The organism is Nonomuraea sp. KM88, from assembly GCF_052245635.1.
Classification (GTDB): domain Bacteria; phylum Actinomycetota; class Actinomycetes; order Streptosporangiales; family Streptosporangiaceae; genus Nonomuraea.
The window spans coordinates 146,967-172,253 of sequence record NZ_JBQQCC010000019.1 but is presented as its reverse complement, the minus strand read 5'-3'; the positions used below and the strand labels follow the sequence as shown (position 1 = coordinate 172,253).

Below are 25,287 nucleotides of genomic sequence, written 5' to 3'. Positions count from 1 at the left end.
TGGGGTACAGCTTGCGCTCGGTCACTCGACCATCACAGCACGACTGGACCCGCCAACCGGTGGTAACGCTACAAATCCATACGATCACACTGCGACATCACGGGCATAGGCTCGCGAACCGCACTCTAACACCACATCACCTCTCCAGACCATGAGAACCGCGACCACCACCACCGGACTGACCTCACCATGTCGACATGCGTCGGCTCTCCTTCGCACAACAAGCCGGCCATGGCTTGGTTGACGCATTCGACGACAGCGAGCAGCGGAGCGCCCGTCCCGGCGATGCACGCTGCCGCAGCATCTCAAAGATCAACGACAATCCTGGCGTGTGCCAGAATCCGCGTCCATGAGCGATATTCGACTTCTCGGTCCCGAGCACCTGCCCCTGTGCCGGCGGCTCGAAGGCGATCGCGACTGGTCCACCGACGAGGCCAAATGGCGGTTGATGTTCGAGGCGGGCGAAGTCTACGGTGTCGACGCGGCCGACGGCGACGGCTTAGCCGGGTGCGTCGTGGTGACCCGTTACGGCGACACGCTGGCCGGCGTCGGCATGATGCTGGTCGCCGGCAGGTACGGCAGGCAAGGGCTCGGCACCCGGCTGGTGGAGCATGCCCTGGAGGTCGCCGGGGACCGCACCGTGGAGCTGACCGCGACCCGCTTCGGGCGACCCGTATACGAGCGGCTGGGCTTCCGGCCGACGGGTAGCCTGACGATCGCCATGGGGCCGATGCAGGGGGCGGCGTGGACGTCCGCGGTCCGCGTGGCCACACCGGACGACCACGCCGCGCTCCTCGACCTGGACGCCGAGGTCACCGGGGCCGACCGGAGCAAGGCGCTGACGGCGCTGCTGGCCATGGCCGAGCGCACGATCGTCACCGACGGCGGCTTCGCCGTGGCCTGGAACGCCGGCCCTCATCGTGTCATCGGCCCCGTGGTCGCGTCTTCTGAGGAAGCCGCCCGCGAGCTCATCCTGGCCGCCGTTCACGGCGCCGACCGCGATGTGCGGATCGACCTGCTGGACGCCTACCCGGGCCTGCGTCCGTGGCTCACCGGGCTGGGGCCCGCTGAGGGACCCGCGGCCCTGCCGACGATGGTCTACGGCGCCCACCGGCATCCGGGCGACCGCGGGCGATACGTCGCGCCCATCCTCATCTCGATGGGCTGACCGCGCGCACACACTCGCGGGCCCGTGGAACCCCGCCCGCCGGTGTCGGCCGTGGCATGGGGGATGCCGAACTGGCGTTGAGGGTCCATATGTGTGCTGTGAGCGCGGGAGGGACATGACATGCCGTGGAGCACGCGCGAGCTCGCCGAACTGGCGGGAACGACAGTGAACACGATCCGCCACTACCACCGTCTCGGACTGCTCGACGAGCCCGAGCGCCGGTACAACGGATACAAACGGTATGAGGTAGGGCACCTGGTGAGTCTCCTGCGCGTCCGTCGTCTGGCAGATCTTGGGGTGCCGCTCTCGCGGATCGGTGACGTCAGGGCTGGCGCCGACAGCGCTCTGGGTGCTCTGCGCGACCTTGACGCCGAACTCCAGATGAGCATCGAGCGCTCGCAGAAGGCGCGGGAGGACATCGCGGCGATCCTCCGCGACCAGGCGCCTGCGGATGTCCCCGCCGGGTTCGAGTCCGTGGCATCTCGACTGTCGGAGGTGGACAGTTCGATGATCCACATCTACGCGCAGCTATACGACCAGGACGCCTTGGCGGACGTTCAGAAGATGGTGGAGGCTGACACCGACGGCGTCGGCGCCGACATCGATCGATTGCCGGCCGACGCGGATGAGGACACGCGGCAGCGCCTGGTCGAGAGGCTCGCTCGGACTCTCGCGCAGCATTTCATCGACTATCCGTGGTTGAGCGATCCTGCTGGGCACCTGTCCAAGAGCCCGCACGTCACGGCGCGGACGATCGTGGACAGCGTGGTGGATCTGTACAACCCGGCCCAGTTGGACGTGCTCGTCCGTGCCAACACCCTCGCGAACGACCAGGTGCGCGCCCTTCGGGAGCAGAGCGGACAGGCGGACGAGGGACGCGCTCCCCGCGGAGCTTGACCGTGTTCCTGGAACACGGTCTTTGCTGAAGCCAGGCCGTCGCTGGGGCTCGACACCGCTGCCGAGAGCTACCCCGATGGCGCGACGAGAAGGGAATGAGCAATGGCTGGGCGGTACGGAGACCCACGTCCGGCTTCCTCAGAGGAGCCGGACAAGACAGCAGTATGTGGGAACCCGACATTGGCGGAGGACCTCCTCCTGCTCCTGTTCCAGCCGAATTCCGCTTCGCCGTCCGGCGCCGGAAGCATCGCCGGGGAGAGCACGCTCTATTACGTGCTCGCCGGTGCGGTGCTCGCCGACCTCGCGCGCGGGGGCCACGTCCGGAGCGGCACCGGACGGATGGGAACCGTGACAGTGGAGGCCGTCGCTGACAACCCGCACTCGGATCACCTCCTCCGTGCCAGTTGGGAGTACGTCGCCGACAGGCCTCGGGGAGTGCAGACCGTCCTTGCCGCGATGGGGCCGACCCTGCGTGAACCGCTGTTGGATCGACTCGTCGGGCGCGGGGACCTCCGGCGGAGCACGCGCAAGGCACTCGGCCTGTTCAACACCTCGGTGCTTGAGGGAGGCGACAGCGGGCGCCGCGACAGCCTGCTCACCGACGTTCGCGCCGTGCTCGTCGACGGTGCGGAGCCGACGGCCCGCGTCGCGGCGCTCGCCGCGCTCATCTACGGGAGCGGAACCCTGCCGCAGTTCGACCGCGACATCCCGTGGACCTCTCCGGTGATCGCTCGCGCTGAAGAGCTCAAGAACGGGAACTGGGGAGCGGGCGCTGCCGCGGAGGCTGTCGCTCGCACCGTCACCGCGACCATCGTCAACAATGTCATCATCGCCGCGGCTGTGCTGCCGCGCGGTTAGCGAGATGCGCGCTCCGGTCCAACGTCCGGTGCGCGACCATCAAGGTGCCGCGGGACTGGCTGAATCCGGATCCCGAGGTCACGTGGGACGTTCGCATCTCACAGGCCCGCAACATCGATTCTTCGGACCCCGAATACCACACCACGATCATCACGCACCCCGGAGGGCCGTACACCTCAGGGCTTTCCTACAGCACCGCCGTCCAGAAGTACACTCCGGAGCTCCGTCCGACGACAAACTACGTCAGCTTCGACCAGCGCGGCCTCGGTCAGTCCAGCCACGCGAAGTGCGAGTACGAGTACGACCCGGCCGGCGGGCCATCGGCTGCGGCGCAGGCGATCGGTGAAGCATGCTCGCAGGATCGCGATGTGGCGACGATGACAACCGAGCAGACTGCCTACGACATGGACTTCATCCGTCATCTCCTCGGGCTGGAGACGGTCACCTACATGGGCTACTCGTACGGGAGGGCAGGCCGGGGGAGCCGGTTCGAGGCACGCACGACTATGTCATCGAGTTCACCGCCTGCACAGATGGGCAATGGACGCAGGGGCTCGACTACTGGGAGGAGTTCCACGAGCGTACGAAGCGCACAGCGCCGTTGACGGCCCAGCTCGGGCTTCTGATCACGCCGACGTGCGCGTTCTGGCCGACGGACGCGAAGATGCCGACGCCGGACGACAGCTTCCCCGAGACCATCGTTCTGCAGAGCGAACTCGATGCGATGACGCCGTACGAGCAGGGCTGGGCAGCCGGCACAGGGTTGCCGAACACGAGCCTGATCGCCGTCGACAACGAGAGCGTCCACGGCGTCTTCCCCTACGGCACGGAGGAAGTGGACCGCCCGGTCATCGACTTCCTGCTCGGCGGCGACCGGCCCGCACAGACCGTCGTCGCGGCCGGCAAACCCCTGCCCCTGGAGCGGACCACGTACGAGTCGTGGACGCCGCTCGATGGGAACGCCGAGCACGCCACCGAAACCCCCTCGTTCACCGATCCGACCATCCCGGCAGAGACGGGCGTGCTGCGGGAGCAGGGGAGTCGAAGTGGATGACGTCGAGAGGCAGGCGTGATTGTTGACTTTTTACGGTCTGGCCCGTTATCTCATATGAAGCCGATACGGGCCCGAAGGAAGCAGTTCCACTCAAGACCGTAATCTCCCAGGAGTGCAACCCATGCGTGTCCTCTCCGTCCTGCTGTCCACTCTCTTAGCCGCCTCCCCAGCCCAAGGAACCGTGACCGACTTCGGCGTCCAGTCGACCGCGCTCACCGTCTTCGAGGGGTACTTCGGCACCGGCCAGGACGGGCGGCCCGCCGTTTTCAGCGTCCAGATGGGTACGCCAGGGGTCGTCGCCGAAGTCGATCCGGTGACCCGCGAACTGAGGGACACCGTGGAGTTGCCCGGCTCGTCCGGCGGGTGGGGCATCACCCAGGCCGCCGACGGGACCGTCTATGCCGGGACCTACCCCAACGGCCACCTGTACTCCTTCAAGCCGGGCCAGGAGCAGGCCACCGATTTGGGGCAGGTCGTGCCGGGGGAGTTGTACGCCTACGGGCTGCAGGCCGGTGAGGACGGCAAGGTCTACGGGGGGACGTATCCGGGGGCCAAGGCGTTCTCGTACACCCCGGGTGAAGGGTTCCGCGACCTCGGAGTGATGGTCGAGGGCCAGCAGTACACGCCGGACGTCGCGGTCGACACCGACCGGCAACTGCTGTGGGCGGCGGTCGGCTCGGCGGGGCACCTGATCCGGCTGGACCTGGCCACGGGGGAGAAGCGGGACATCTGGCCCGAGGCGCTGCGCGGCGATCCGAGCTATCCGTACGACCTGAACCTGGTGGCGGGCAAGCTGTTCGTCAAGCGAAGCAAGGGGCAGGCGCTCGTGCTCGACCCCGACTCGGGGGAGGTGCTGGCCGACGGGTTCGCGATGAGCTCGCGCGGCACGACCAAGGTCGCCGAGGGCGGCTACGTCTACTTCACCTCGGGCACCGAGCTGTGGCGCTACGACCTGGCCGCCGACCGGCCGGAAGCGGTGCCGGGGGTGGCCTCGGGCGGTGCCGGGGTGGGCTGGGGCTTCGTCGACGGCACGCTTTACGCGGCGATCGGCAACTACAACGGCGACGGGTTCTCCTACGACCCGAGCACCGGCGCGTCCCAGCGCTTCAAGCTGCCGTTCCCGTACCAGCCCATCGACATCAACAATGTCACTGCCGGGCCGGACGGCCGGATCTACACCAACCTCTACATCAACGGCAACGTCGCGGTCCTCGACCCGGCCACCGGCAAGGTGACCCAGCTCGGCCGGGCCGCGCAGACCGACGGGTGGTTCTGGAAGGACGGCAAGCTCTACCTGGGCACCTATCCCAACGGCGCGATCATGCACTACGACCCGGCCCAGCCGTTCGTCACGGGCACGAACCCGCGTGAGCTGTTCCGCCTGATCGGCGACGGCCAGAACCGGCCCGTGGCGTTCGCCGCCGCCGGGAGCAAGGTCTACATCGGCAGCACCCCCGACTACGGCCTCTGGGGCGGCGCGCTCACCGTCTACGAGGAGACTTCAGGCGAGCACACGGTACGGCGCGCCCCCGTCGCCGACCAGGGCGTCACCTCGCTGGCCGTGCTCGGGGACACCCTGTGGGGCGGCACGTCGATCTACGGCGGCGGCGGCACCACGCCCAAGGCGACGGACGCCAAGGTGTTCACCTACGACCTGGCCTCGGGCGAGAAGCGATCGGAGCACACGCCGGTGCCCGGCGCGAAGTCGATCACCGCGCTGGTCAAGGGCTCCGACGGGCTGCTCTGGGGCCTCGCCGACGGCACGGTGTTCATCATGGACCCGGCCACGGCCCGCGTGGTCAAGCGGGTCAAGCTCCCCGCCGGATACACCGGCGTCTCTGACGAGCTGCACGTCAACCCCGACGAGCACGTCTACGCCTCCCTCGACGGGAAGGTGTTCCGCATCGACCCGCTGTCGAAGACGTTCACGACCGCCGTCGAGTCCGGCCTCTACCGGGGCGCGCAGGACGGCTCGGGCAACATCTGGTTCCGCAGCGGCACCAAGGACGCCCTCGGCTCCGTACAGGGCGGCGCCCGCCTGCTCCGCTACACCCCTCCGGCGGACGCCTGCAAGGCCTCCGACCTGACCCCGATGGTCACCGTCAAGGGCCGCGACACCGGGGTGGCGAACCGCTATCGCCCCGACGGCTGCACGATCGAGGACCTCATCGAGGACGAGAAGCACACCGGGCCCCAGCTCATCGCCCACGTCGCCAAGAAGTCGGCCGAACTGGTGGCCGCCCGCCTCATCACCAAGGAGGAAGCCGGCCGCATCGTCAGCGCCGCGGCCAAGCCCTGACACGGGATGATCCACTGAAGGCATGGCGTTCACGGTTCACGCGGATGGGTGACTCGTGACGCCGCCTTCATTTTGTGAAGCCGGTGAACGGCGCGCAGACTTGCGCGGTTTGGCAGCCGACCAGGTCCGCTTGCGGCACACTGCCGCTGCCTTGAGTCCTTATGAATGCTTACCCGTGCTGGCGCTGCTGCTGTTCGCGACATTCCTCGCCGTGCCGATGGCCGAGGTCAGGCGGGCGTTTCGTGATGTGCGTTTCCTCGGCACGGTGCTGGGTGGCCGACTTCGCCGGTAGGGAGGGAAGCTCAGAGGTGAGCTTCAGAGTTTGCGAGGATTCTACAGTTCCTTGCGGTTGAGTACACAAGAGTGCCATTCAATCCAATGTGGGCGAGGGTATGCACTTATCATGATTCACATGAAGCGAACCATCATGGCGGCCCTCTTCGCAGTGGCGGCGGTCGCCATTACCGCTCCCGGCGTGGCGTACGCGGATCCCCCGCCAAGCAAATGTCACAGTGAGTGGGCTAATTCGAGTCGGCAGTCCGCGATGGCCAAATGCAAGAGAGGATCGGGATATGTGCAGGCTCGCGTCACTTGTGCCAACAAGTCTGGCACCAAGAAAGTTTTCTTAGGAAACTGGGCTCCGGTTGGCTCCTGGTCGATCGCATACTGTACCCCAAAGTACAATAAGGGAATATCCCATAGATATGGGATCAAGACATACTGAGCCTGAATCCTGAGGCGAGGTCCGAGAAGCTGAATGGACTGAAGTCTCAATCTTGGTCTCAGTGCAGTCATGTCCGTCCGGACGCGTTCAGGGACTGACGGTGTGCCACCCGTGCCCAGCTCAGAACTCCTTCCGGTGTTCCGGTCTCAGTTTTAACGTAAGCATTCATCAGGATTCAAGATCGTGTCGGGCGTGAGTGCCCTCCTCCTCGTGGGATGTTCTTCGGGTGCAGGCCGGGCGGCTCTCGGCGCATTGCCTTGATAAGACACGGCCAGGACCCCAATCGAGTGATCAGGACTGCTGTTCTTTCTGAAGCTTGCCACCTTGGCGGCGACGAGTGACAGAAAATCGCCGAACCGAGATATCGAACTATCTCGGTTCGGCTCTCACAGAGCGCCCGCCGTAACGGCGAACCCCGGTCCACGGCCTCCGTTACTCATCCCGTTCGTCCTGCTCGCCGAGATGGTCCCCAACCCGATCCCGGCGCGAGCTCCCGCCAAGGTCAAGCCATACGACGGCCCGCCGTGCGCGCTCCGCGCGGGGAACGCTGCCACGTGTCGCAACCGGGCTTGCCGCGCGGAGCGCGCCGGAGAACCAGCCGACTAGACAGAAGGTGGATGGTCGAGGAGCGCTACTCCGTACCGCGCCAGGAGGTCGGCGTGCTCTTCGTCGGCGCGCGCGTCAGCGGGGCCGATCGCCCTGAAGTAGCCCTCGACGGCTCCGGGGTTGTTGATCTGAAGGATCTCCGCGGTCTCCGTGATCGGCTGGAGCGTGTGGGGCACTGACCGGGGTCCGTAGATGAAGGCGCCGGGTTCGGCGTCGTACACGTCGCACGTGGCGAGCGACGTCGATCCGATCCAGAACCGGACGCGTCCGGAAAGGATCACCCAGCTCTCGTCCTCGTGACTGTGGGTGTGCAGGGGTGGCGCGTCGGCGCGCGGCATGTTCAGACGTGAGACGGTGATCGCTCCACTCGTCTCGTCGGTCGACACGACCTGCTCGACCCCGGTGTTGTAGTAGCGGAAGGCCGGACCGTCGCCGGGGTTCCGCACGAGAGCGATGCTCATCCGAAAACCTTTCATAGCGGGTACGTCAGCGCGCTGGACGCGGCCATGGCCGCATGATCAGCCAGCTATCTAGACATTAACAAGTTGAAATATAAACTACAAGGCAGGGTGTGGAGCCCGGCTCGGCGCAGGCATGTGTGCTCGGGCGACTCGATGAGCGACGCGGCATGGGACGCACGAGTGGCCCTGGCCGCGGTACGCGGCCGGTTCTCCCACCGGCGCGGATGCCTCGATCACGGCCCGGTCCCACCTGTCGATGACGGGGCCGTGATCAGGGAAGCGTGGTGATGGTCAGGCGCAGGCGTAGCCGGACGGCAGGGCGGTGTTGCCGTTGGGCCTGCTCGCTTGGAAGCCGAAGCTGGTGGTGCCGGCTCCCGGCGCGAGCGTGCCGTTGTGGCTGACACTTCTGACCGTGACGGTCTGGCCGCTGCTGGTGACGGTGGCGTTCCACGAGCCGGTCAGGGTGTGCCCGGCCGGCAGGGTGAAGGTGACGGTCCAGCTGGTGATCGTCGAATTGCTGGTGTTGGTGATGGTCAGCGGCTGGATCACATACCCGTTCCCCCACTGTGACTGCACGGTCGGGGTGGCGGAGCAGGCACCGGTCGTGCCTGCCTGGGTGGTGATCTGGACGGTGTCGGAGACCGGTGAGACGTTACCGGCGGCATCGCGCGCCCGGACCTGGTAGCGGTAGGTGGTGTTCGCGGTCAGGCCCGTGTCGGTGAACGAGGTCGTGGCCGAGGTGCCGACCTGGGTGAACGTGCCGCCCGACGCGCCGGGAGCGCGCAGGATCTGATAGCCGGTCACGCCGGTGTCGTCGGTGGACGCGGTCCAGGTCAGCGTGGCACTGGCGGCGGTCACGTTGGACGCGACCGGGGTGCCCGGCGTGGTCGGCGGCGTGGTGTCGGTCGAACTGGTGGTCAAGCCGAAGAACTGGATGGCGTAGAGGGCCATGCCGCCCTGCGGAAGAGCATGCCCGGCGCCCTGGACGCTGTACGCCTCCACCTGCACGGTGCCGGACGAATTGGCGTACCGGCTGCGGTTCCAGTTCGCCTGCGGGGTGTCGGTGCTGGTCGGGGTCTGGCTCAGCCCGAACACATCGGTCCACTGCTCGATCGACTCGCGCAGCAGCGAGTAGGGCACGAGGGTGTCGCTGGTGCCGTGCCACAGCTGCATGCGCGGGCGGGGGCCGGAATATCCCGGGTACGCCTGGCGGACAGCATCGCCCCACTGCTGGGGTGATCGGTCCATGCTCCCGCCGGTGCACCTGCTGTTTCCAGGTGGATAGTCGGAGGCGCCGGCAAAGCAGTTGAAGGGCACACCCATGAAGGAGGCCCCTGCCTTGAACACGTCCGGATGGACGGCGAGCATGTGCTGGGTCATCATGCCGCCGGACGAGCTTCCGGTGGCGTAGACCCGGTTCGGGTCTCCACGGTAGGTCCGCTCGACGTAGTCGATCATCGAGAGGATCGAGTCCGGATCGCTGCCGCCGCCGCGCTGCTTGGCCGCGTCCGACCAGGTGTCGAAGCAGTTGCCGAACCCCGCCGACTGGGTGGCGGTCGGGTAGATGACGACGAAGCCGTATCGATCCGCCAGCGAGGCGAACTCGCTGCCCTGGTGGAAGCCGGGACCGGAGCCGCCGCAGCCATGCATCGCAACCACGATCGCCGGCGAGGTCGGGTGCGAGTCCGGCACATAGACGTGCATCCGCATGTTGCCCGGGTTGTTGCCGAAGCCGGTCACCTCCACCAGGCTGGCGGCGACGGCCGGCGATCCGAGTGCCACGGTCATGACGGCTAAGAGCGCCGCGGCGCAGGCACTGGCCAGCACCCGTATCCATCGGGTCATTCGCGCTCCTCCTCTCCAGATCTGCGGCGCGCCGTGGATCGGTTCGCCGCGTATTGACACCGGTCGCTGGAAAATAGAAGGGCCCGCAATCCACCGTCAATGCACGCGCGGTGCGCTGGTCCGCCGGTTCACCTGGCAGGGAGCCGTTCTCCCTGGTTATCAAGTAGCTTGTTATCAAGTTCCTTGATAATGGGGTGAAACTTACATCTGGGCCCGTTCCGACGGGACGAGATATCGTCTCCTGGTGACCGATCCGGGTGTCCCCGCGGCCGCTGCGCCGGACGCACCGCCGCCCCATGTGAGCTACCTGGTGTTCCGGCTGGAACGCCGCATCCGCGCCTGCCTGGATGAAGCGCTCGCCCGGCACGGCATGACGACCACCGAATACATGGCGCTCAGCGAGCTGCGCCTGCGCGACGCCCCGTCCTCGGCCGACCTGGCCCGCATCGCCTTCGTCACCCCGCAGGCGATGAACCTGGTCATCCGCGATCTCGAACAACGCGGCCTGATCCGCCGCGACCCGCATCCCCGTGGCGGCCGCGCCCTGCGCACCCGCCTCACCCCGAAAGGCCTGAGCACCCTCCGGCGATGCGACCGCTCCCTCGACGGCATCGAAGCCGTCATGCTCGCCGAGATCGACGACCCCGACCGCACGACGCTCGCGGAAACGCTCACGCTGTGCGCCCGAGCCCTCCACCCGGACACGCGGGCCCTGACCCCGGTCCTTCGCTCGCGGAAGCCGCCACCGTCGCCCTGGCCGTAAGGGTCTTGGGCCCGATTTGCGAGGACGATAGAGTCTGGCCCTGAAGGAGAGCCGTGCCGGGCGGAGGAGGGGATGTCCATCGCGCCCTTATCCCTGCCGCAGCCACCTGCGAAGGCGCCGGAGTTCGGACGAGACGCGCTGATCGTGTGCGAGAGCCTGGTGCGGATCTACCAGTCCGGGTCGGTCGAGGTGCAGGCACTGCAGGGGCTGGACCTGGTCGTGGACAGCGGGGAGATGGTGGCCGTCGTCGGCGCGTCCGGGTCGGGGAAGTCGACGTTGCTGTCCATCCTGGCCGGGGTCGACGCTCCCACCGCCGGGCGCGTGCGGGTCGATCGGTGGAATCTGCTGGACATGTCGCGGGCCGATCGTGTCCGGTATCGGCGGCACACCGTGGGATTCGTACGCCAGCAGACGGCCGCCAACCTCATCCCGTACCTGACCGCACGGCAGATGGTCGACCTGCCGATGACAGCGGCCCGCACCCCTGGCCGGATACGCCGCAGGCGTGCTGCCGAGCTGCTGGACCTGCTCGGCGTCGCCGACTGTGCCGAGCGGCGGCCCGCGCAGCTGTCCGGCGGGCAGCAGATGCGGGTGGCCATCGCGGTGGCCCTCGCCAACGAGCCCAGGGTGCTGCTGGCCGACGAGCCGACCGGTGAACTGGACAGCGCCACGTCGGCCGCCGTGTTCGGGCTGCTGCGGGAGGTCAACCGGCAGCTGGCCGTCACCGTCGTCATCGTGACCCACGATCCCGCGGTCAGCGGGCAGGTGGAGCGGACGGTGGCGATCCGCGACGGGCGCACGAGCAGCGAGGTGTTGCGGCGCACCGCCACCGGAGACGACGGCGCCCAGCAGGTGATCGCCGAGGAGTACGCGGTGATGGACCGTGCGGGGCGGATCCAGGTGCCGCGCGACTACCGGGAGGCGCTGGCGTTGACGCGAAGGGTCCGGCTGGTGCTGGAGGCCGACCACGTGGCGATCCGCCCCGACGGCGGCGGCGCCGGATGAACGGCGGCCCCCTCGTCCATGTGCGTGGCGTTCATCGCCGGTTCGGCAGCGGGGCGACCGCCGTGCACGCGTTGCGGGACGTGACGTTCGAGCTCGTGGCCGGCACCATGACCGCCCTCGTCGGGCGGTCCGGCTCCGGCAAGACCACGCTGCTCAACATCATCGGCGGCCTGGACCGCCCGGACTCCGGCACGGTCCTCGTGGACGGAACGGACGTCACCGCCCTCGACGAGGACGGCCTGTCCCTGTTACGGCGGGAGAAGGTCTCGTACGTCTTCCAGACTTTCGGCCTGATCCCGGTGTTGTCGGCCGCGGAGAACGTGGGCGCCCCGCTGCGGCTGGCCCGCGTACCGCCGGTGGAGCGTGAGCGGCGGGTCGCGCTGCTGCTGGAACTGGTCGGACTGGCCGCCCATGCCGAGCAGTTACCCGCTGAGCTGTCCGGCGGGCAGCAGCAGCGGGTGGCGATCGCCCGGGCGCTGGCCGCCTCGCCACGGCTGCTGATCGCGGACGAGCCGACCGGGCAGCTGGACGCCGAAACCGGGCTGTCGGTGATGGCGCTGCTGCGCGGGGTGGTGGAGTCCGAGGGGGTGACGGCGTTCGTCTCCACCCATGATCCGACGATGCTCGCGCTGGCAGATCGGGTGATCCGCATCAACGACGGGCATCTCGACGAGCATCCCGGCTCACGCTCTGACGGGCGGCCCGACGGAGGCTCCAACGGTCGGGGCGATTCGTGATCAGCGAGAGCCGTCCGTGCTGAGGCTGGTCGCCCGGCGAGCCCGTGCGCAATGGCCGTTGCTGGCAGCCCTCCTGGCCGTCGCCGTGGTCGGCCCCACGCTGCTGGGCACCTGCGCCCTCCTGCTCACCCGTACCGCCGAGCAGGCGCTGGAGACCGCCGCCTCTCGCGCCGCCTCCGACCAGATCGACGTCACCGCCTACACCGTGACCATTCGCGGCGAGAACGCGAGATCCGTCGCCGACGACACCCGCGCCGTGCTGGCCTCGGCGCTCGCCCCGTTCGCGACGACGACGGCCGCGCGCGCGTCGTCCGTGATGCGGTCGCTGCCCAGCGCCGGTGTTCCGGCCGTGGCGTACCTGTCGGGGGTGGAGGACCTGCAGGCCCGCACCCGACTGGCCGCCGGACGCCTGCCGCGGGCGGGTGCCGCGCCGGCGGAGGCGGTTGTCCTGGAAAGCACCGCGCGGCAGCTCGGCCTGACCGTCGGCAGGCGGGTCCGCCTCGGCAGAGAGCTGGCCGACGATCCCGACCGGGGCGTCGAGGTGAGCGTGGTCGGAGTCGTTCGACCGCTGCCGGGCACGGGCTGGGAGCGTGACCCCCTCGCCGCCGCCGGGTACGATCCGGCCTACCACGACGGCCGCTCCGCACAGCCGGTTCACGCGTACGGGCCGTTCATCGTCGACCTCGCCGACCTGCTCGGCGGCGGCTCCACCCTCGACCGGCTGGAGATCGGCGCCCACCCCGACCTGTCCGCCCCCGCCGCCCGCGATCTCGACACCGTCATCCAGACCGTGCTCGGCGCTGACCGTCGGCTGGGGCAGACCCTCGGCGACCGGGTACGGATCCAGCGCGTCGCCTCCCGACTGCCCTCGACCCTGCTGGCCGCCCACGAACAGCAGCGGGTCACCACGGCGGCCGTGCTCGCCGTCGCCGCCATCGGACTCGTCCTGACCGCGACCGCCCTCGCCCTCGCGGGCCGGCTCAGCGCCGGTGTGCGCAACGACGAGACCGCCCTGCTGTCCGCGCTGGGCGTCGGCCGCGGCCGGCTCGCCGGCGCCGCGCTCGTCGAGGCCGGCGCGCTCGCCGGGATCGCCACCGCGGTCGCGATCCCGGCCTCGTCCGCCCTGCACGCCGGGCTGACCCGGCTGCCGCCCATGGCCGGGGCCGGGCTCGCCACGCCTTTCTGCGTGAACGCCGTACAGGTGCTGTCCGTCGCCGGCGGCGCGCTGGCGCTGGCGGCGGTGCTCGTCGTGCCCTCGCTGCGGACCTCCACCGGAGGTTTGCGCGGGCGGCGGGAGCTGCTCGCCCGATCCGGCGCCGACGTGCTGCTCGTGGCGCTCGCCGCCGTCGGCTGGTGGCAGTTGCGCGACCAGCCTGCAGGTTCGGGGTCGCCCATCGACGCCGTACGGGTGCTCGCTCCAGCGCTGCTGCTCATCGCCGGATCCGCGGTGGCGTTGCGCCTGGTGTGGCCCGCGTTGCGCGTCGTGGAACGGCTGGCCGGCCGGGCGCGCGGGCTGATGGTTCCGCTGGCCGCGTTCGAGGCCGCCCGCAGGCCACAGGCGGTCGCGGCGGGGCTGCTGATCGGGCTGGGCTGCGCGGCGGCCACGTACGGGATCGGGTTCGACGCCACGTGGCAGCGCTCCCAGCAGGACCAGGCCGATCTGTCCGTCGGCACCGATCTCGTGCTCACCCTCACCGCCCCGCCCGCCCCCGGGCAGGGCAGGGTGGTCGGCGCGGCCACCGGGGGAGAGGTGAGCCCGGCCACCGATCGTGGCATCGCGGTCGGGCAGTGGCTCGGCAGCGTCGGTGACCCGCCGCGGCTGATCGCCGTGGACACCACTCGTGCCGAGGCGCTGCTGCGCGGGCGGCTGGACGACGGCCGCACCTGGAACGCCGTGGGTGGCGGCCTCGCGCCGCCGGCGCGCGCCGCCGGCGTTCCCGTCCCGGCCGGAGCCGCGCTCTCCCTGACCGGGAAGGCGACCGGTGCGACGCCGCTCACCGTGACGCCCCGGCTGCTGCTCCAGGACGCGACAGGTCTGCGTACCCCGTGCACCGGTGAGCCCGTTCCGCTCGACGGCGAAGCACATCCGCTGCCGGACTGCGCGACGGCCGAAGGGCTCCAGCTGGTCGCGGTGTCCCTTCCGTTCGCGATCGCGACGGGGAACGTGGGCACCGGCCACTCCGATCCCCTGGCGGAACTTCCGGCGGGGGACAGCCGTGTCGCCGTGACGCTCACCGTGGCGGGAACAGGCTCCGCAGCCTCGCACTGGACCGCCACCTCAGCCGGGCCGGCCCCCGGGCAGCTCGGCAATCCTGCCGTCGCCCTGACCGGCACCTCCGCCGGCACCGAGCTGAGGATGACCACGACCGTCGCGCTGAAGGGCCGGCCGGACGCCGCCAGGAACCTGGTCGCCACCGCCTTCCCGGCCCCGGGACCGGTGCCCGTCGCCGTCTCCGCCCGCTTCGCCGACGAGGTGGGCGCCCGGCGCGGCTCCCGGCTCGACCTCACCGTCGGACTCACCCCCGTACAGGTCAGCGTGGCCGAGGTGCTGCCGGCCGTGCCGTCCGCTCCGGGCGCCGCGGCCATCCTGGCCGACTTCGACGCCCTCTCCCGCGCTCTCGCCGTCAGCGGCGACTTCGACGTGCCCGTGGACGCGTGGTGGGTCGGCCGTCCCGCCACGGGCGATGCGGCCGATCTCCGCCTCGGCAGCGTCACCACGCGCGCGTCCGAGACCGCCCGGCTCACCGGCGGCCCGCTGCAGGCCGGGCTGCCGGCCGTGCTCCGGCTGCTCGTACCGGCCGCGGTCCTGCTGATGATCGCCGGGATCGTCCTGCACGTGACGTTCGATCTGCGGGCCCGTGCGGTCGAGGTGGCGCGCCTGCGGGGTCTCGGGATGACCCGGCGCGAGATCCGTACCGTGCTGCTCGGCCAGCACGTCGGCATCCTGCTGCCGCTGCTCGCGGCGGGCGCGGTCATCGGCGCGCTGGCCACCCGCGTCGTCGCGCCGCTGCTCGTCCGCTCCGACACCGGCGCCGCTCCCGTTCCCGAGGTCCTGCCCGTCTGGCCGTGGGCCGCCGAGGCCGCCCTGCTCACCGGGCTGCCGGCCGGGTGCGCGCTGGCGGTGAGCGCGGTGGTCGCCGTCCAGGCCCGGCTCGCCGATGCCGCGTACCTGCGGGTGGCGTCGTGAAAATCCCGGCACCGCACTGGCCCAGCGTCGCCGGCCGCGCCCGCGCGGACGCCGGGCCGTTGCTCCTGGCCGCCGTCGTGGTGGCGGTCGTCACGTTGCTCGCCGGCGCGATACCGCCGTTACTGTCCGCGACCGCCGACACCGCCGTACGGGACGCGGTACGCGGGGACGGCGCCGACCTCCGGGTCCACGCCCGCATGGAAGACGACGGCGGACCGAGCGGCAGCCGCGTCCGGCACCCCCGCCTCGCCGAGGGCGTCGACGACTTCCGGGCCAGGGCGACGGACGAGCTCGGCCCCGGCCTGCGCGCCGCCCTGCATCCACCCGTCGCCACCGTCACCAGCCCCACCCTCAAGATCACCGATGGCAGCGTGCTGCGCACGTTCCAGCTCGCTTACGTGGCCCGCGACGGCGGGCCCGGCGTGACCTGGATCGTCGGCGGCCCGCCCCGGCTCACCGGCTCCGAGACGGCGTCGGTTCCCTACGGCGCGCCGCCCTGGCCGGTGCAGGTGGGCCTGTCGGAGGCGGACGCCGCCGCTCTCCAGCTCCGTCCCGGCGCCCGCATCCCGCTGGCCGACGACCAGGGGAACGTCAAGAAGGTGCAGGTCAGCGGCATCTTCCGGCCTCGGGACAGCGCCGATCCCGCCTGGCGGCTCATCCCCGCGCTGCTGCGTCCCGTCGCCGGCGCGGACGGCACGGGAAGCACCCGGTTCGCCGGGCTGCTGTCCCGCGACTCTCTGCCCGACGCCCGGCTCGCCTTCGGACAGGACGAGTTGCGGCGTACCGCCTCGTTCACGCCCGACCCGGCCCGGCTCACCTGGGACGCGGTCCCGTCGGTCACCGCGAGGGTGGTCGCGCTCAAGGCGGCCTCCGGCTCCTCCGGCGCCCGGGACGGCTCGCTGAAGTGGGAGACCCGGCTCGACGGGGTGTTGCGGAACGTGAGCGCCCAGGTCGACGCCGCGTCCGCGCAGGCGTCCGTCCTGCTCGTCACCCTGCTCGCCGCCGCGGTCCTGGTCCTGCTGCTCGCCGCCGACCTGCTGGTACGCCACCGCGCCCCCGCCCTGGCAGCCGCCCGGCAGAGAGGGATGTCGCTACCGGTGATCGGTGGCGAGCTGCTGCTCGAATCCGCCGTGATGGCGCTGCTGGCCACGGCGGCCGGGCTCGGCCTGGCCCGGGCCGTCGCGCCGGGGGTCTCCTGGGAGTGGACGGCTCCCGTGGTGGTCACCGCCGTCGCCGCCGGGCCCGCGTTCGGCACGCTCACCGCCGCCCGCGCCACCCGGGATCGCCGCGTGCCGGCCAACCGGAGTGCCCGGCGGTGGGTGCGTAACACCGTACGGCTGCGGCGGGCCGCACTTGAGATCGGGGTGCTGGTGGCCGCGTCCGGCGCCCTCGTCGCTCTGTACCAGCGGGGGATCGGCGGCGGGATGCTGCCCGCGAGCGCGCCCGCCCTCTGCGCGCTCGCGGGCGCGCTCATGCTGGCGCGGGCCCTGCCCCTCGGGACGCGCTTCGTGCTCAAGCGGCTTCTGGGCTCGCGCCGGCCGCTGGCGGTGTTCGGGGCCGCGAGGGCGGCGGCGACCTCGGCCCGGGTGCTCCCGCTGGTGGTGCTCGTGACCTCCGTGGCCCTGGCCTCGTACGCGCTCACCCTTGGTGCCGCTGTCGGCCACGGGACCGCGGATGGGCCGCTGGCCTCGGGACTGTTGCGGTTGGCGTGGGTCTCGGCGGTAACCCTGCCGGTTCTGGGCCTGCTGGGACTCGCTCTCGGCACGGCGGCCGGCGCGCCGGAGCGGTGGCGGACCCTGACCCGGCTGCGCACCCTCGGGCTGCGGCCCCGGGAGGCCCGCTGGGTCGCCGCGGGGGAACTGCTGCCGCCGGTGGTGGTCGCCGTTGTGGGCGGTCCGCTGCTCGGGGCGCTGCTCGCCCGCCTGACGTTCGGCTCGCTCGCCCTGCGCCTGCTCACCGGTGCCGATCCGGCCCCGGCGTTGCCGTGGTGAGGGCCCGCACTGGTGGCGGTCGTGTTCCTGGCGGCGGTCGCCGTCGTGGTGCCCGTCGAGTCGGCGCTACGCCGCCGACGACGGCTGAGCGAGGTGCTCCGCGCGGGCGACAGCTGAGCCGGCCGGCTGGTCGGGCCGGGAGCGCGGCCTTATCGACGCTAACAAATTCAAGTTAGCACGGCTTGACTGAATCCTCGATAACGAAATAACGTTGCCGTTGCTTACATGCCATCCGGTCACCACCACGGTCGCCGGCGTGCGGCCGGACATCCGTCCGGAGGAGTTCGCGGGGCCATGACCGGGCTTTCGCCTGTCGCAGAGCCGGTCCGTACGGAGAAGGAGCATGATGATCTACCACGGCAGCAGATTCACCTTCGAAGCGAAGGCGCCACCGGAACAACGGACGAAAGCCCTCGAAAGCCTGCGCGACCAGGGACGGAACGTCCCGTCGGTGACGTCCTTCCTGGTCGGCCGTGACCACAGCGGCGAGTACGAGTGGGGCGCCGTCTTCGTCGTCGAGGACCTGGCCGCCTATGGCGAGTTCCTGGCGCACCCTGCCAGCCGGCACGCCCATCGGATCGTGCAGCCGCTGCTCGCCGCGTCCACCTCGTTCGACCTCACCGACGACCCGGATCCGGAGACGGGCGCGAAGATCGCCGAGGTGCGTCAGCGCCTGCTGGACGCGCCTGCGGACGACGACGGCGACAGACCCGTGCACACCCGCCGTGCGGTGCTCAAGGCCGTCGCGGTGAGCGCGGCGGGAGCGGCCGTGGCCGGGACGGGCGTCGCCGCTCCCGCCGCCGCGGCCGCCCGGACCGCCACCGCTCAGGCGTACGCCGTCGCCCCCGGGGCGTCGATGGAAGTCGCGATGACGATCAACGGGCGGCTGCGCAAGGTCGTCCTGGAGCCGAGGGTGACGCTGCTGGACACGTTGCGGGAGCGGCTCGGCCTGACCGGCACCAAGAAGGGCTGTGACCGGGGCGAGTGCGGGGCGTGCACGGTGCTGGTCGACGGCGAGCGGGTCAAGTCGTGCCTGACGCTGGCGGTGATGCGGCAGGGAGCCGAGATCACCACGGTGGAAGGGCTGGCGCGGGGAGAGGACCTGCATCCGGTGCAGGAGGCGTTCATCCGGAACGACGCCTTCCAGTGCGGCGCGTGTACTCCCGGCCAGATCATGTCCGCCGTGGCCTGCATCAACGAGGGGCATGCCGGTTCGGAGGCGGAGATCCGCGAGTGGATGAGCGGGAACCTGTGCAGGTGCGCGGCGTACCAGAACATCGTCGCAGCCGTCGCCGACGCCGCGAAGGAGGTGCGGCGATGAGGGCCTTCGGTTACACCGTCGCCCGCGATCCGGCCGAGGCGGTACGGACGGCCGCGAACACCCCCAACTCGACGTTCGTGGCAGGCGGCACGGACCTGCTGAACCTGATGCGCGACGGCGCGGAGGCCCACGACCACCTCATCGACGTCAACCGGCTGGACCTCGGCACGATCGCCGTCGGCTCCGGCTCGCTGCGGATAGGCGGGGCGGCCCGGATGCGGCAGGTCGCCGAGCACCCCGGAGTGCGGCGGGAGTTCCCGATGTTGTCGGAGGCGCTGCTGGCCTCGGCGTCCCCGCAGGTCCGCAACATGGCCTCGATCGGCGGAAACCTTTTGCAGCGCACCAGGTGCGGGTACTTCCGCGACGCGGCCTCACCCTGCAACAAGCGGGTGCCGGGCAGTGGCTGCCCGGCGATCACCGGGCAGAACCGGGGACACGCGATCCTGGGAGGCGGCGAGCACTGCATCGCCACGCACCCGTCGGACCTGGCGGTGGCGCTGACCGCCCTGGACGCGACCGTGCACCTGCTCGGTCCCGGCGGCGAGCGCGCCGTCCCCATCGCCGGCTTCTACCTCCTCCCCGGGTCCACCCCGGACCGGGAGACCACGATGCGCCCAGGCGAGCTGATCACCAGGGTGGACGTGCCGCGCACGGCCCTCACCAGGCAGTCGCGCTACCTGAAGCTGCGCGACCGGGCCACGTTCGAGTTCGCGGTGGTGTCGGTGGCGGCCGCGCTGCGGACGAGGGGCGGCGTGGTACGGGACGTACGGCTGGCGTTCGGCGGCGTGGGCACCCGCCCGTGGCGGGACACCCGCGCCGAGGCGGCGCTGCGGGGCCGGCCGCTCACCGGGCAGGCCATCAACGAGGCGGGCCGGCTCCTGGTCAGGGACGCGAAGCCGTACGAGGGGAACAGGTTCAAGGTCGAGCTCGTCCAGCGGGCGCTGGTGAGCATCCTCAGCGAGCTGGGAGGGCTTCGATGAGCGGGCTGGTGGGGCAGGGCGTGGCGCGGGTGGACGGCCGGGCGAAGGTCACCGGCGCGGCCCGCTATGCCGCGGACCAGGAGGTGCCCGGTGCGCTGCACGGCGCTCTGGTGATGAGCACGATCGCCCGCGGCGAGGTCCTGGAGATCGACAGCAGGGCGGCGCTGGCGCATCCCGGCGTCGTCGCGGTCTACACCCACGCCGACATGCCGAGGCTGAACCTGCCGAACTTCCCGTACAACAGGCGTTATATCCCCCTGCAGGACACGCGGGTGCACCACCACGGGCAGCCCGTCGCGTACGTCGTGGCCCAGACCCTGGAGCAGGCACAGGAGGCCGCCAACCTGGTGAAGGCGCGCTATCGGGCGGAGGATCCGGTCGCGCGGATGGCGGACGTGCTCGACGAGGCGTTCCTGCCGGAGAAGTTCCGCGACAGGCCCAACGAGCTCGCCCGCGGCGATGCCGCCGCGGCACTCGAACAGGCCGCGGTACGCATCGACCAGAGCTACAGCAGCCCGATGCAGCACCACAACCCGATCGAGCCGCACACCACCACCGCCGTCTGGGAGGGCGGCACGCTGACCCTGTACGAGAGCACCCAGGGCGTGGTCCTCGCCCGTGACGCCGTGGCGACCGCGTTCGACAAGCCTCAGGAAAGCGTCAGGGTCATCTCTCCCTACCTGGGCGGCGGGTTCGGCGCCAAGGCCCCCATCTATCCGCACACGCTGCTCACCGCGGCGGCGGCGCAACTCTGCGGCCGGCCCGTGAAGCTGGTGCTGTCGCGCGCGCAGATGTTCACCTCCAACGGTCACCGCGCCGAGTACCGCCACCACCTCCGGCTGGGCGCCGACCGCGAGGGCGCGCTGACCGCCATCGTCAGCACCTCGACGGCTCAGGTGACCCGCGTCGAGGAGAACATCTACAACGGCAGCGACTCCACGGTGCGCCTGTACGCCTGCCCGAACGTGCACGTACGGCAGCTTGGTGTGCGGCTCGACCTGCCGACGTCGAGCTACATGCGCTCGCCGGAGACGACCGCTCACTTCGGCCTCGAGACCGCCATGGACGAGCTGAGCTACGAGCTCGGCATCGACCCGGTGGAGCTCCGGATACGCAACCACACCGAGGTCGACCAGCAGACCGAGCCCCCCACGCCTTACCCCGACAAGCGACTGCTGGAGTGCTACCGGGCCGCGGCCGAGGCGTTCGGCTGGGCCCGGCGCAATCCCAAGCCGGGCACCACCAGGGACGGGGACGAGTACGTCGGCTGGGGCATGGCCACCGAGACCCACACCCACGGCGCCATCCCGTCCCAGGCCAGGCTCACCATCGGCGCCGACGGGCGCGCGACCCTGCGGACCGCCACCCAGGAGATCGGCACCGGCACCTACACCGTGCTCACCCAGATCGTCGCCGAAGGGCTCGGCATGCCGCTCGACCACGTCACGACGCTGCTCGGCGACACCTCCTACCCCGACGCTTCCCTGTCGGCCGGGTCGTCCACGATGCCCAGCATGGCCGCCCCGACGGCAGAGGCGGCGGCGAGCGCGCGGAACGCCGTGATCGCGCTCGCCGTCGCCGACCCGCGCTCCCCGCTGCACGGCGTGCCGGCTGACGAGGTCGTGACCGAGGACGGCCGCCTGTACGCCCGGGGCGACCGCGACCGCAGGGACACCTACCGCGACGTCATGACCCGCCACGGCAGCCCCGTCGAGGTGACCGGAAGCAAGAAGAACACGGCCGGGCACTCGTTCGGCGCGGTGTTCCTGGAGGTACGGATCCACCCGAGGCTGGGCAGGGTGCGCGTGACCCGGGTGGTGACCGCGCACGACCTGGGCCGGGTGCTCAATCGCCGGACCGCGCGCGGGCAGGTCATCGGCGGTGTGACGTGGGGGATCGGCTTCGCGCTGATGGAGCACACGATGGTGGACCCGAACACCGCGCGGGTCGTCAACCCGAACCTGTCCACCTACCTGGTTCCGGTCTGCGCGGACACGCCGTCGGTGGAGGCGTTGTTCGTGGACCGGCCGGGGGCGGACGCCGAGCTGACCGGGATCCGCGGATTCGGCGAGACGCCCGGAACCGGCGTTCCCGCGGCCGTCGGCAACGCGATCTACCACGCCATCGGCCGGCGTCTCAGGGACGTCCCCTTCACCCGGGACAAGCTGCTCTGACCTCTGCGAGCCCGCGTGCCCGCACCCGTCGCCCGCGACCTCAGCGGGCCGGGGCGTGGCTCGCGGCCCGGTCGAGAAGCTCGTTCAGCAGGGCCCGCTCGCCCGGCGTGTACAGGTCCGGCACCTCGCCGAGGACGGCCTTCAGTCCCACGGCCCGCTGGGCCACGCTCGGCGGGCCGGCCGGGACGTCCGTGGTGATCGCCGCGAGGACGGCCTCGCGCAGGCGGCCGGACAGGGCGGAATCGCGCTCCTCGGGAGGGGTGCCGATGAGGTTGAGCGTGAGGCCGACGCCCGCCGAGTGGACGATGTCCATGGCCGTCTCGACACCGGCGGAGAGCCGGCCCGCGACGGCGATGCGTTCGACCAGCAGGCGCAGCCGCGCCATCGCCTGCTCGGTGCTGCGCCTGCGGGACCCCGGGGTCGGCCGGCCGTACATGAGCAGATACTGCTCCGGGTTCTCCAGGCCGAAGCCGACATGGGTGTCCCAGCCGCGGCGCAGGTCGTCCACGGGGTCGTCGGAGAGCGCCTGGCTGTGCTTGCGGGCGAGGTAGCGCGCGAACCCGTCGGCCGCGACCGCTTCGAGCAGCCCGTTCATGTCGGTGAACAGGCGGTAGAGCGTGGGCGCCTGCACGCCGGCCGCCGCGCTGACGGTGCGCGTCGTCACTCCTTCGCGGCCCTTGTCCCGCAGCAGCTCGGTCGTGGCGTCGATGATGCGCTGGCGAACCTCTTCCCGATCAGCCATGGAACAACGATAACAGAATTTCGGTATCAGCAATTTTCGTCATCGGAACCCCCCACGAACCTCCGGAAGGTCATTGTGCCTACGCCCGCCGTCACATCGGCGTGCGGTGGGTGCCGCAGCGGGCGCAGACGGCTTCCTGTCAGCCGAGCGGGATGATGACGTCGGCCAGCTCGCCGGGCATGGAGAGGAAGGGGGAGTGGGAGGCGTCGAGCGCGACGACGGAGATCGGGTTGTCGGGAAACGCCGCGTCGGCCTCGGCGATGAACCTCGCCTGCAGGGACGGCCGGACGGCCATGTCCCGCGTGCAGGTGATGTACGTGCGCCGCACCGATCCCCAGCCGTCACGAGTCAGGGTGGTCGTACCCAGCATGATGCCGATCGGGCCGTCGGGCGTCAGCAGGCCGGTGGCGGCGTCGGCCAGGACCGGGTCCACGTCACCGTAGAACGCTTCGTACAGCCGCCGCCGGTAGGCCGCGTCGTCCGTGGCGAGGTCGAGCCGCAGCGCGCCCGTCCTGGCCGGGTCGCCCTGCAACAACGGCGCGACACGGTCATCGGCGGCCTCCGGAAGCCGCGTGTACGCCGCCGCGGACACGCCTGACGCCGGCATGTACGCGGTGAGGTACACCGCGTGCGCCACCAGCCCGGGTGTCTCCTGGGCCGTTCGCGTCAGCACCGGACCGGCCGCGCTGTGGGCGACCACCGTGACCGGCTCGCCACCGCCGATCCGCTTGATCTGCGAAGTCAGCAACTCGGCCGCAGCGTCGAGACTCACGTCCGCCAGGGGCGAAACCTCGGTGCCGACCGCCTCGCGGTTGCACGGCTGTCCGGTGAACCACCGAGGACGGCGGGCAGCCCGTGTCCCGCCATGTCCACCGCGGCGGCCGGGCGCCCGGCCGCCGCCAGATGGGGAACGACTTCGCTCCAGCACCAGGAGCCGTGCCAGAAACCGTGAACCAACACCAGCGTGGACATGGATGCTCCCTGGGGTGACGCCTGCGCCAAGGCTCATGGGGATCGGGTGAACGATGGCCTCGAAGACCGCGTCGGCGACGGCGATCCCTACGAGATCGTTGGCGCCGGGCGGAGCAGGCCGTGTGATCCATACTGCACGCATCGCGCGGGCCTCGCGAAGCCAGTGTCGGCGGGAAAGGCCGGGCCGAGGAGCTCGCAGAAGGACGGGACGCAGGTCACGCACCGGCCGGTCGGGCCATTCTCGATGTATCAATCCATCCAGTGAAACCAGGCATCGAACACGCTGTACGGCGGGCTCCCAAAAATTGTCTCCACCCGAAGCCCGGCCTCTAGCGGCAGGCTGAGGACCTGGGAACCGAGCAGGGCGATATCGTGTCGATCGAGCACCTGGCCGATCTGCCGAAACTCCTCCTCCCATCCCGGAAAAGCTGTATCCGTGACCAGCGACAGATCCGGCAGGCCGCGACTGCCGGCGCCGCCAGGCCCCGATGAATGAATGTCGGGCTTGAAGAGTGCTGCCAGCGGAGCGAGCCGACACAGCGCCAGGGGCAGCCCTTCAACTTCTGTCCGGCCGCTCTCGGAACGGCGCATCGATCCGTCGCGCTTGGTGATGAAGACATCGACGTAGGACGCGTATCCAGAGCCGTAATGCTGGAATTCGGCATGGTGAACGCGCAACATCGGCATCCGGTCAAGATCGGCGACGAGCCGCCGGAGAAACCCCTCGACAGAGGTAGCCCCGCCGGCCCATGCTCCCACCGTGCTTGCCAGGTGATCATTCGTGGCGCTTCGGAGAGCTGTCGGGTCGGTCGCCTGCTTTCTGCTCACTGGTTCACTCCCGGTCCGGCTTTCCTTCCGTTCGTGCACGATAGCGGGGACGTCTCGTCTGCCCGACGGGATCAGAGGGCGTTTGCTGACGGCGCGCTCCCTGGCCTGGCTTGACTCGCGGCCGGCCTGTGGTAACTTAATTGCATGCACATGCAGCTATCTGGATCGCATTCCTCCCGTGGAGGCAGTGTGAGTGCCGCCTGGTCGCAAGTGGCGGTGTTGGCCTCTGCGGTGGACGCGAGTCTGGACAAGTGGCTTGCCGATACCTACCGGCTCGGGCTGACCGAGTTCCGGGCGCTGACCTTCCTGAGCCAGGCGTCGGACAAGGAGTTGCGGGTCAACGACCTCGCCCAGCGAGTCGGCCTGAATCCCAGCTCGACCACGCGCCTGGTCAGCCGGCTGGAGGCAAAGGGCCTCGCTCGCCGTGACGTCTGCCCGGACGACGGCCGGGGCGTCTACGCCGTCATCGACGAGCGTGCGGAGACGTTGCTGGCGGAGGTCCGCGACTCCTACGAGGCCCGCGTCCAGGAGTTGCTGAGCAAGCCCGCCATCCACTTCCCCCACCTGGACGCACGTCTCGTCGCCGGCGCCCTCGCCGAGGTGGGCACCCTCGTCGGGCCCTGACGCCGCGGAGCGGGACTGCGACGTCCCGCTCTTTGCGCATATATCTGCATG

Annotated in this window: 19 protein-coding genes and 2 pseudogenes; 16 read left to right on the top strand and 5 right to left on the bottom strand. The window is 70.4% G+C overall.

All coding sequences use genetic code 11. From position 1 onward, the window contains the following. Positions 1-349: 349 nt before the first annotated feature. The 6 genes from ACTWPV_RS40620 (at position 350) to ACTWPV_RS40595 (ending at position 6,276) form a co-directional block, all read left to right on the top strand. Positions 350-1,168: a GNAT family N-acetyltransferase gene (locus ACTWPV_RS40620; RefSeq protein WP_443155859.1), complete on the top strand. Its 819-nt coding sequence runs from the start codon at positions 350-352 to the stop codon at positions 1,166-1,168. A gap of 120 nt (positions 1,169-1,288) precedes the next feature. After that, positions 1,289-2,065, top strand: coding sequence for a MerR family transcriptional regulator (locus ACTWPV_RS40615; RefSeq protein ID WP_443155858.1), 777 nt, complete (start codon positions 1,289-1,291; stop codon positions 2,063-2,065). Between the two features lie 180 nt (positions 2,066-2,245). Continuing rightward, positions 2,246-2,923, top strand: coding sequence for a GOLPH3/VPS74 family protein (locus ACTWPV_RS40610; RefSeq protein ID WP_443155857.1), 678 nt, complete (start codon positions 2,246-2,248; stop codon positions 2,921-2,923). Between the two features lie 44 nt (positions 2,924-2,967). Continuing rightward, positions 2,968-3,528, top strand: coding sequence for an alpha/beta fold hydrolase (locus tag ACTWPV_RS40605; RefSeq protein ID WP_443155856.1), 561 nt, complete (start codon positions 2,968-2,970; stop codon positions 3,526-3,528). Continuing rightward, positions 3,525-3,977, top strand: coding sequence for an alpha/beta hydrolase (locus ACTWPV_RS40600; RefSeq protein ID WP_443155855.1), 453 nt, complete (start codon positions 3,525-3,527; stop codon positions 3,975-3,977). The genes ACTWPV_RS40605 and ACTWPV_RS40600 overlap by 4 nt, the downstream gene beginning before the upstream one ends. Before the next feature lie 121 nt (positions 3,978-4,098). Beyond that, positions 4,099-6,276, top strand: a complete 2,178-nt coding sequence (locus tag ACTWPV_RS40595; RefSeq protein ID WP_443155854.1) for a hypothetical protein — start codon at positions 4,099-4,101, stop codon at positions 6,274-6,276. A 1,326-nt stretch (positions 6,277-7,602) separates the two neighbouring features. Here ACTWPV_RS40595 and ACTWPV_RS40590 read toward each other — a convergent pair. Both ACTWPV_RS40590 and ACTWPV_RS40585 read right to left on the bottom strand, forming a co-directional pair. Continuing rightward, the gene (locus ACTWPV_RS40590; protein WP_443155853.1) at positions 7,603-8,067 is read right to left on the bottom strand and encodes a cupin domain-containing protein; all 465 of its coding nucleotides are present in this window, start codon (positions 8,065-8,067) and stop codon (positions 7,603-7,605) included. A gap of 291 nt (positions 8,068-8,358) precedes the next feature. Further along, positions 8,359-9,912 (bottom strand): extracellular catalytic domain type 1 short-chain-length polyhydroxyalkanoate depolymerase, encoded by a 1,554-nt coding sequence (locus ACTWPV_RS40585; protein ID WP_443155852.1) that lies wholly within the window; start codon positions 9,910-9,912, stop codon positions 8,359-8,361. A 244-nt stretch (positions 9,913-10,156) separates the two neighbouring features. Between ACTWPV_RS40585 and ACTWPV_RS40580 the strand changes: the two genes are divergently transcribed. The 9 genes and pseudogenes from ACTWPV_RS40580 to ACTWPV_RS40540 all read left to right on the top strand — a co-directional run bounded on the left by ACTWPV_RS40580 (position 10,157) and on the right by ACTWPV_RS40540 (position 22,070). Next, positions 10,157-10,675 carry a MarR family winged helix-turn-helix transcriptional regulator gene (locus tag ACTWPV_RS40580; RefSeq protein ID WP_347648674.1) on the top strand — a complete coding sequence of 173 codons (519 nt, stop codon included), beginning with the start codon at positions 10,157-10,159 and terminating at the stop codon, positions 10,673-10,675. A gap of 72 nt (positions 10,676-10,747) precedes the next feature. After that, positions 10,748-11,680 (top strand): ABC transporter ATP-binding protein, encoded by a 933-nt coding sequence (locus ACTWPV_RS40575; RefSeq protein WP_443155851.1) that lies wholly within the window; start codon positions 10,748-10,750, stop codon positions 11,678-11,680. 20 nt (positions 11,681-11,700) lie between these two features. After that, entirely contained in the window at positions 11,701-12,417 is a 717-nt protein-coding gene (locus ACTWPV_RS40570; protein WP_443155850.1) for an ABC transporter ATP-binding protein, read from the top strand. A 16-nt stretch (positions 12,418-12,433) separates the two neighbouring features. Further along, positions 12,434-15,604 (top strand): FtsX-like permease family protein, encoded by a 3,171-nt coding sequence (locus ACTWPV_RS40565; protein ID WP_443155849.1) that lies wholly within the window; start codon positions 12,434-12,436, stop codon positions 15,602-15,604. Continuing rightward, on the top strand, positions 15,601-17,595 hold the full coding sequence (locus ACTWPV_RS40560) for a hypothetical protein (protein WP_443155848.1): 1,995 nt from the start codon (positions 15,601-15,603) through the stop codon (positions 17,593-17,595). The genes ACTWPV_RS40565 and ACTWPV_RS40560 overlap by 4 nt, the downstream gene beginning before the upstream one ends. Positions 17,596-17,938: 343 nt before the next feature. Next, positions 17,939-18,205, top strand: a pseudogene (locus ACTWPV_RS40555) (Dabb family protein); the annotation flags it as partial. Positions 18,206-18,451: 246 nt separating this feature from the next. Next, positions 18,452-18,916: a (2Fe-2S)-binding protein gene (locus tag ACTWPV_RS40550; RefSeq protein WP_443155866.1), complete on the top strand. Its 465-nt coding sequence runs from the start codon at positions 18,452-18,454 to the stop codon at positions 18,914-18,916. Further along, positions 18,913-19,896 carry an FAD binding domain-containing protein gene (locus ACTWPV_RS40545; RefSeq protein ID WP_347648680.1) on the top strand — a complete coding sequence of 328 codons (984 nt, stop codon included), beginning with the start codon at positions 18,913-18,915 and terminating at the stop codon, positions 19,894-19,896. Before ACTWPV_RS40550 ends, ACTWPV_RS40545 begins: the two co-directional genes overlap by 4 nt. Beyond that, positions 19,893-22,070: a xanthine dehydrogenase family protein molybdopterin-binding subunit gene (locus ACTWPV_RS40540; protein ID WP_443155847.1), complete on the top strand. Its 2,178-nt coding sequence runs from the start codon at positions 19,893-19,895 to the stop codon at positions 22,068-22,070. Before ACTWPV_RS40545 ends, ACTWPV_RS40540 begins: the two co-directional genes overlap by 4 nt. Positions 22,071-22,110: 40 nt before the next feature. On the opposite strand, the gene ACTWPV_RS40535 is transcribed toward ACTWPV_RS40540, so the two are convergent. From ACTWPV_RS40535 to ACTWPV_RS40525, 3 genes and pseudogenes are all read right to left on the bottom strand, one after another. After that, on the bottom strand, positions 22,111-22,812 hold the full coding sequence (locus ACTWPV_RS40535; protein ID WP_443155846.1) for a TetR/AcrR family transcriptional regulator: 702 nt from the start codon (positions 22,810-22,812) through the stop codon (positions 22,111-22,113). Positions 22,813-22,951: 139 nt separating this feature from the next. Continuing rightward, a pseudogene (locus ACTWPV_RS40530) lies at positions 22,952-23,784 on the bottom strand (alpha/beta fold hydrolase). 249 nt (positions 23,785-24,033) lie between these two features. Next, entirely contained in the window at positions 24,034-24,612 is a 579-nt protein-coding gene (locus tag ACTWPV_RS40525; RefSeq protein ID WP_443155845.1) for a hypothetical protein, read from the bottom strand. A gap of 231 nt (positions 24,613-24,843) precedes the next feature. Between ACTWPV_RS40525 and ACTWPV_RS40520 the strand changes: the two genes are divergently transcribed. Beyond that, positions 24,844-25,236 (top strand): MarR family winged helix-turn-helix transcriptional regulator, encoded by a 393-nt coding sequence (locus ACTWPV_RS40520; protein WP_443155844.1) that lies wholly within the window; start codon positions 24,844-24,846, stop codon positions 25,234-25,236. Positions 25,237-25,287: the final 51 nt, after the last annotated feature.

Bases quoted from the DNA above. Each gene is read 5' to 3' on its own strand.
- ACTWPV_RS40620 (WP_443155859.1), top strand. From the start codon at position 350: ATGAGCGATATTCGACTTCTCGGTCCCGAGCACCTGCCCCTGTGCCGG.
- ACTWPV_RS40615 (WP_443155858.1), top strand. From the start codon at position 1,289: ATGCCGTGGAGCACGCGCGAGCTCGCCGAACTGGCGGGAACGACAGTG.
- ACTWPV_RS40595 (WP_443155854.1), top strand. From the start codon at position 4,099: ATGCGTGTCCTCTCCGTCCTGCTGTCCACTCTCTTAGCCGCCTCCCCA.
- ACTWPV_RS40590 (WP_443155853.1), bottom strand. From the start codon at position 8,067: ATGAGCATCGCTCTCGTGCGGAACCCCGGCGACGGTCCGGCCTTCCGC.
- ACTWPV_RS40585 (WP_443155852.1), bottom strand. From the start codon at position 9,912: ATGACCCGATGGATACGGGTGCTGGCCAGTGCCTGCGCCGCGGCGCTC.
- ACTWPV_RS40575 (WP_443155851.1), top strand. From the start codon at position 10,748: ATGTCCATCGCGCCCTTATCCCTGCCGCAGCCACCTGCGAAGGCGCCG.
- ACTWPV_RS40550 (WP_443155866.1), top strand. From the start codon at position 18,452: ATGGAAGTCGCGATGACGATCAACGGGCGGCTGCGCAAGGTCGTCCTG.
- ACTWPV_RS40545 (WP_347648680.1), top strand. From the start codon at position 18,913: ATGAGGGCCTTCGGTTACACCGTCGCCCGCGATCCGGCCGAGGCGGTA.
- ACTWPV_RS40540 (WP_443155847.1), top strand. From the start codon at position 19,893: ATGAGCGGGCTGGTGGGGCAGGGCGTGGCGCGGGTGGACGGCCGGGCG.
- ACTWPV_RS40535 (WP_443155846.1), bottom strand. From the start codon at position 22,812: ATGGCTGATCGGGAAGAGGTTCGCCAGCGCATCATCGACGCCACGACC.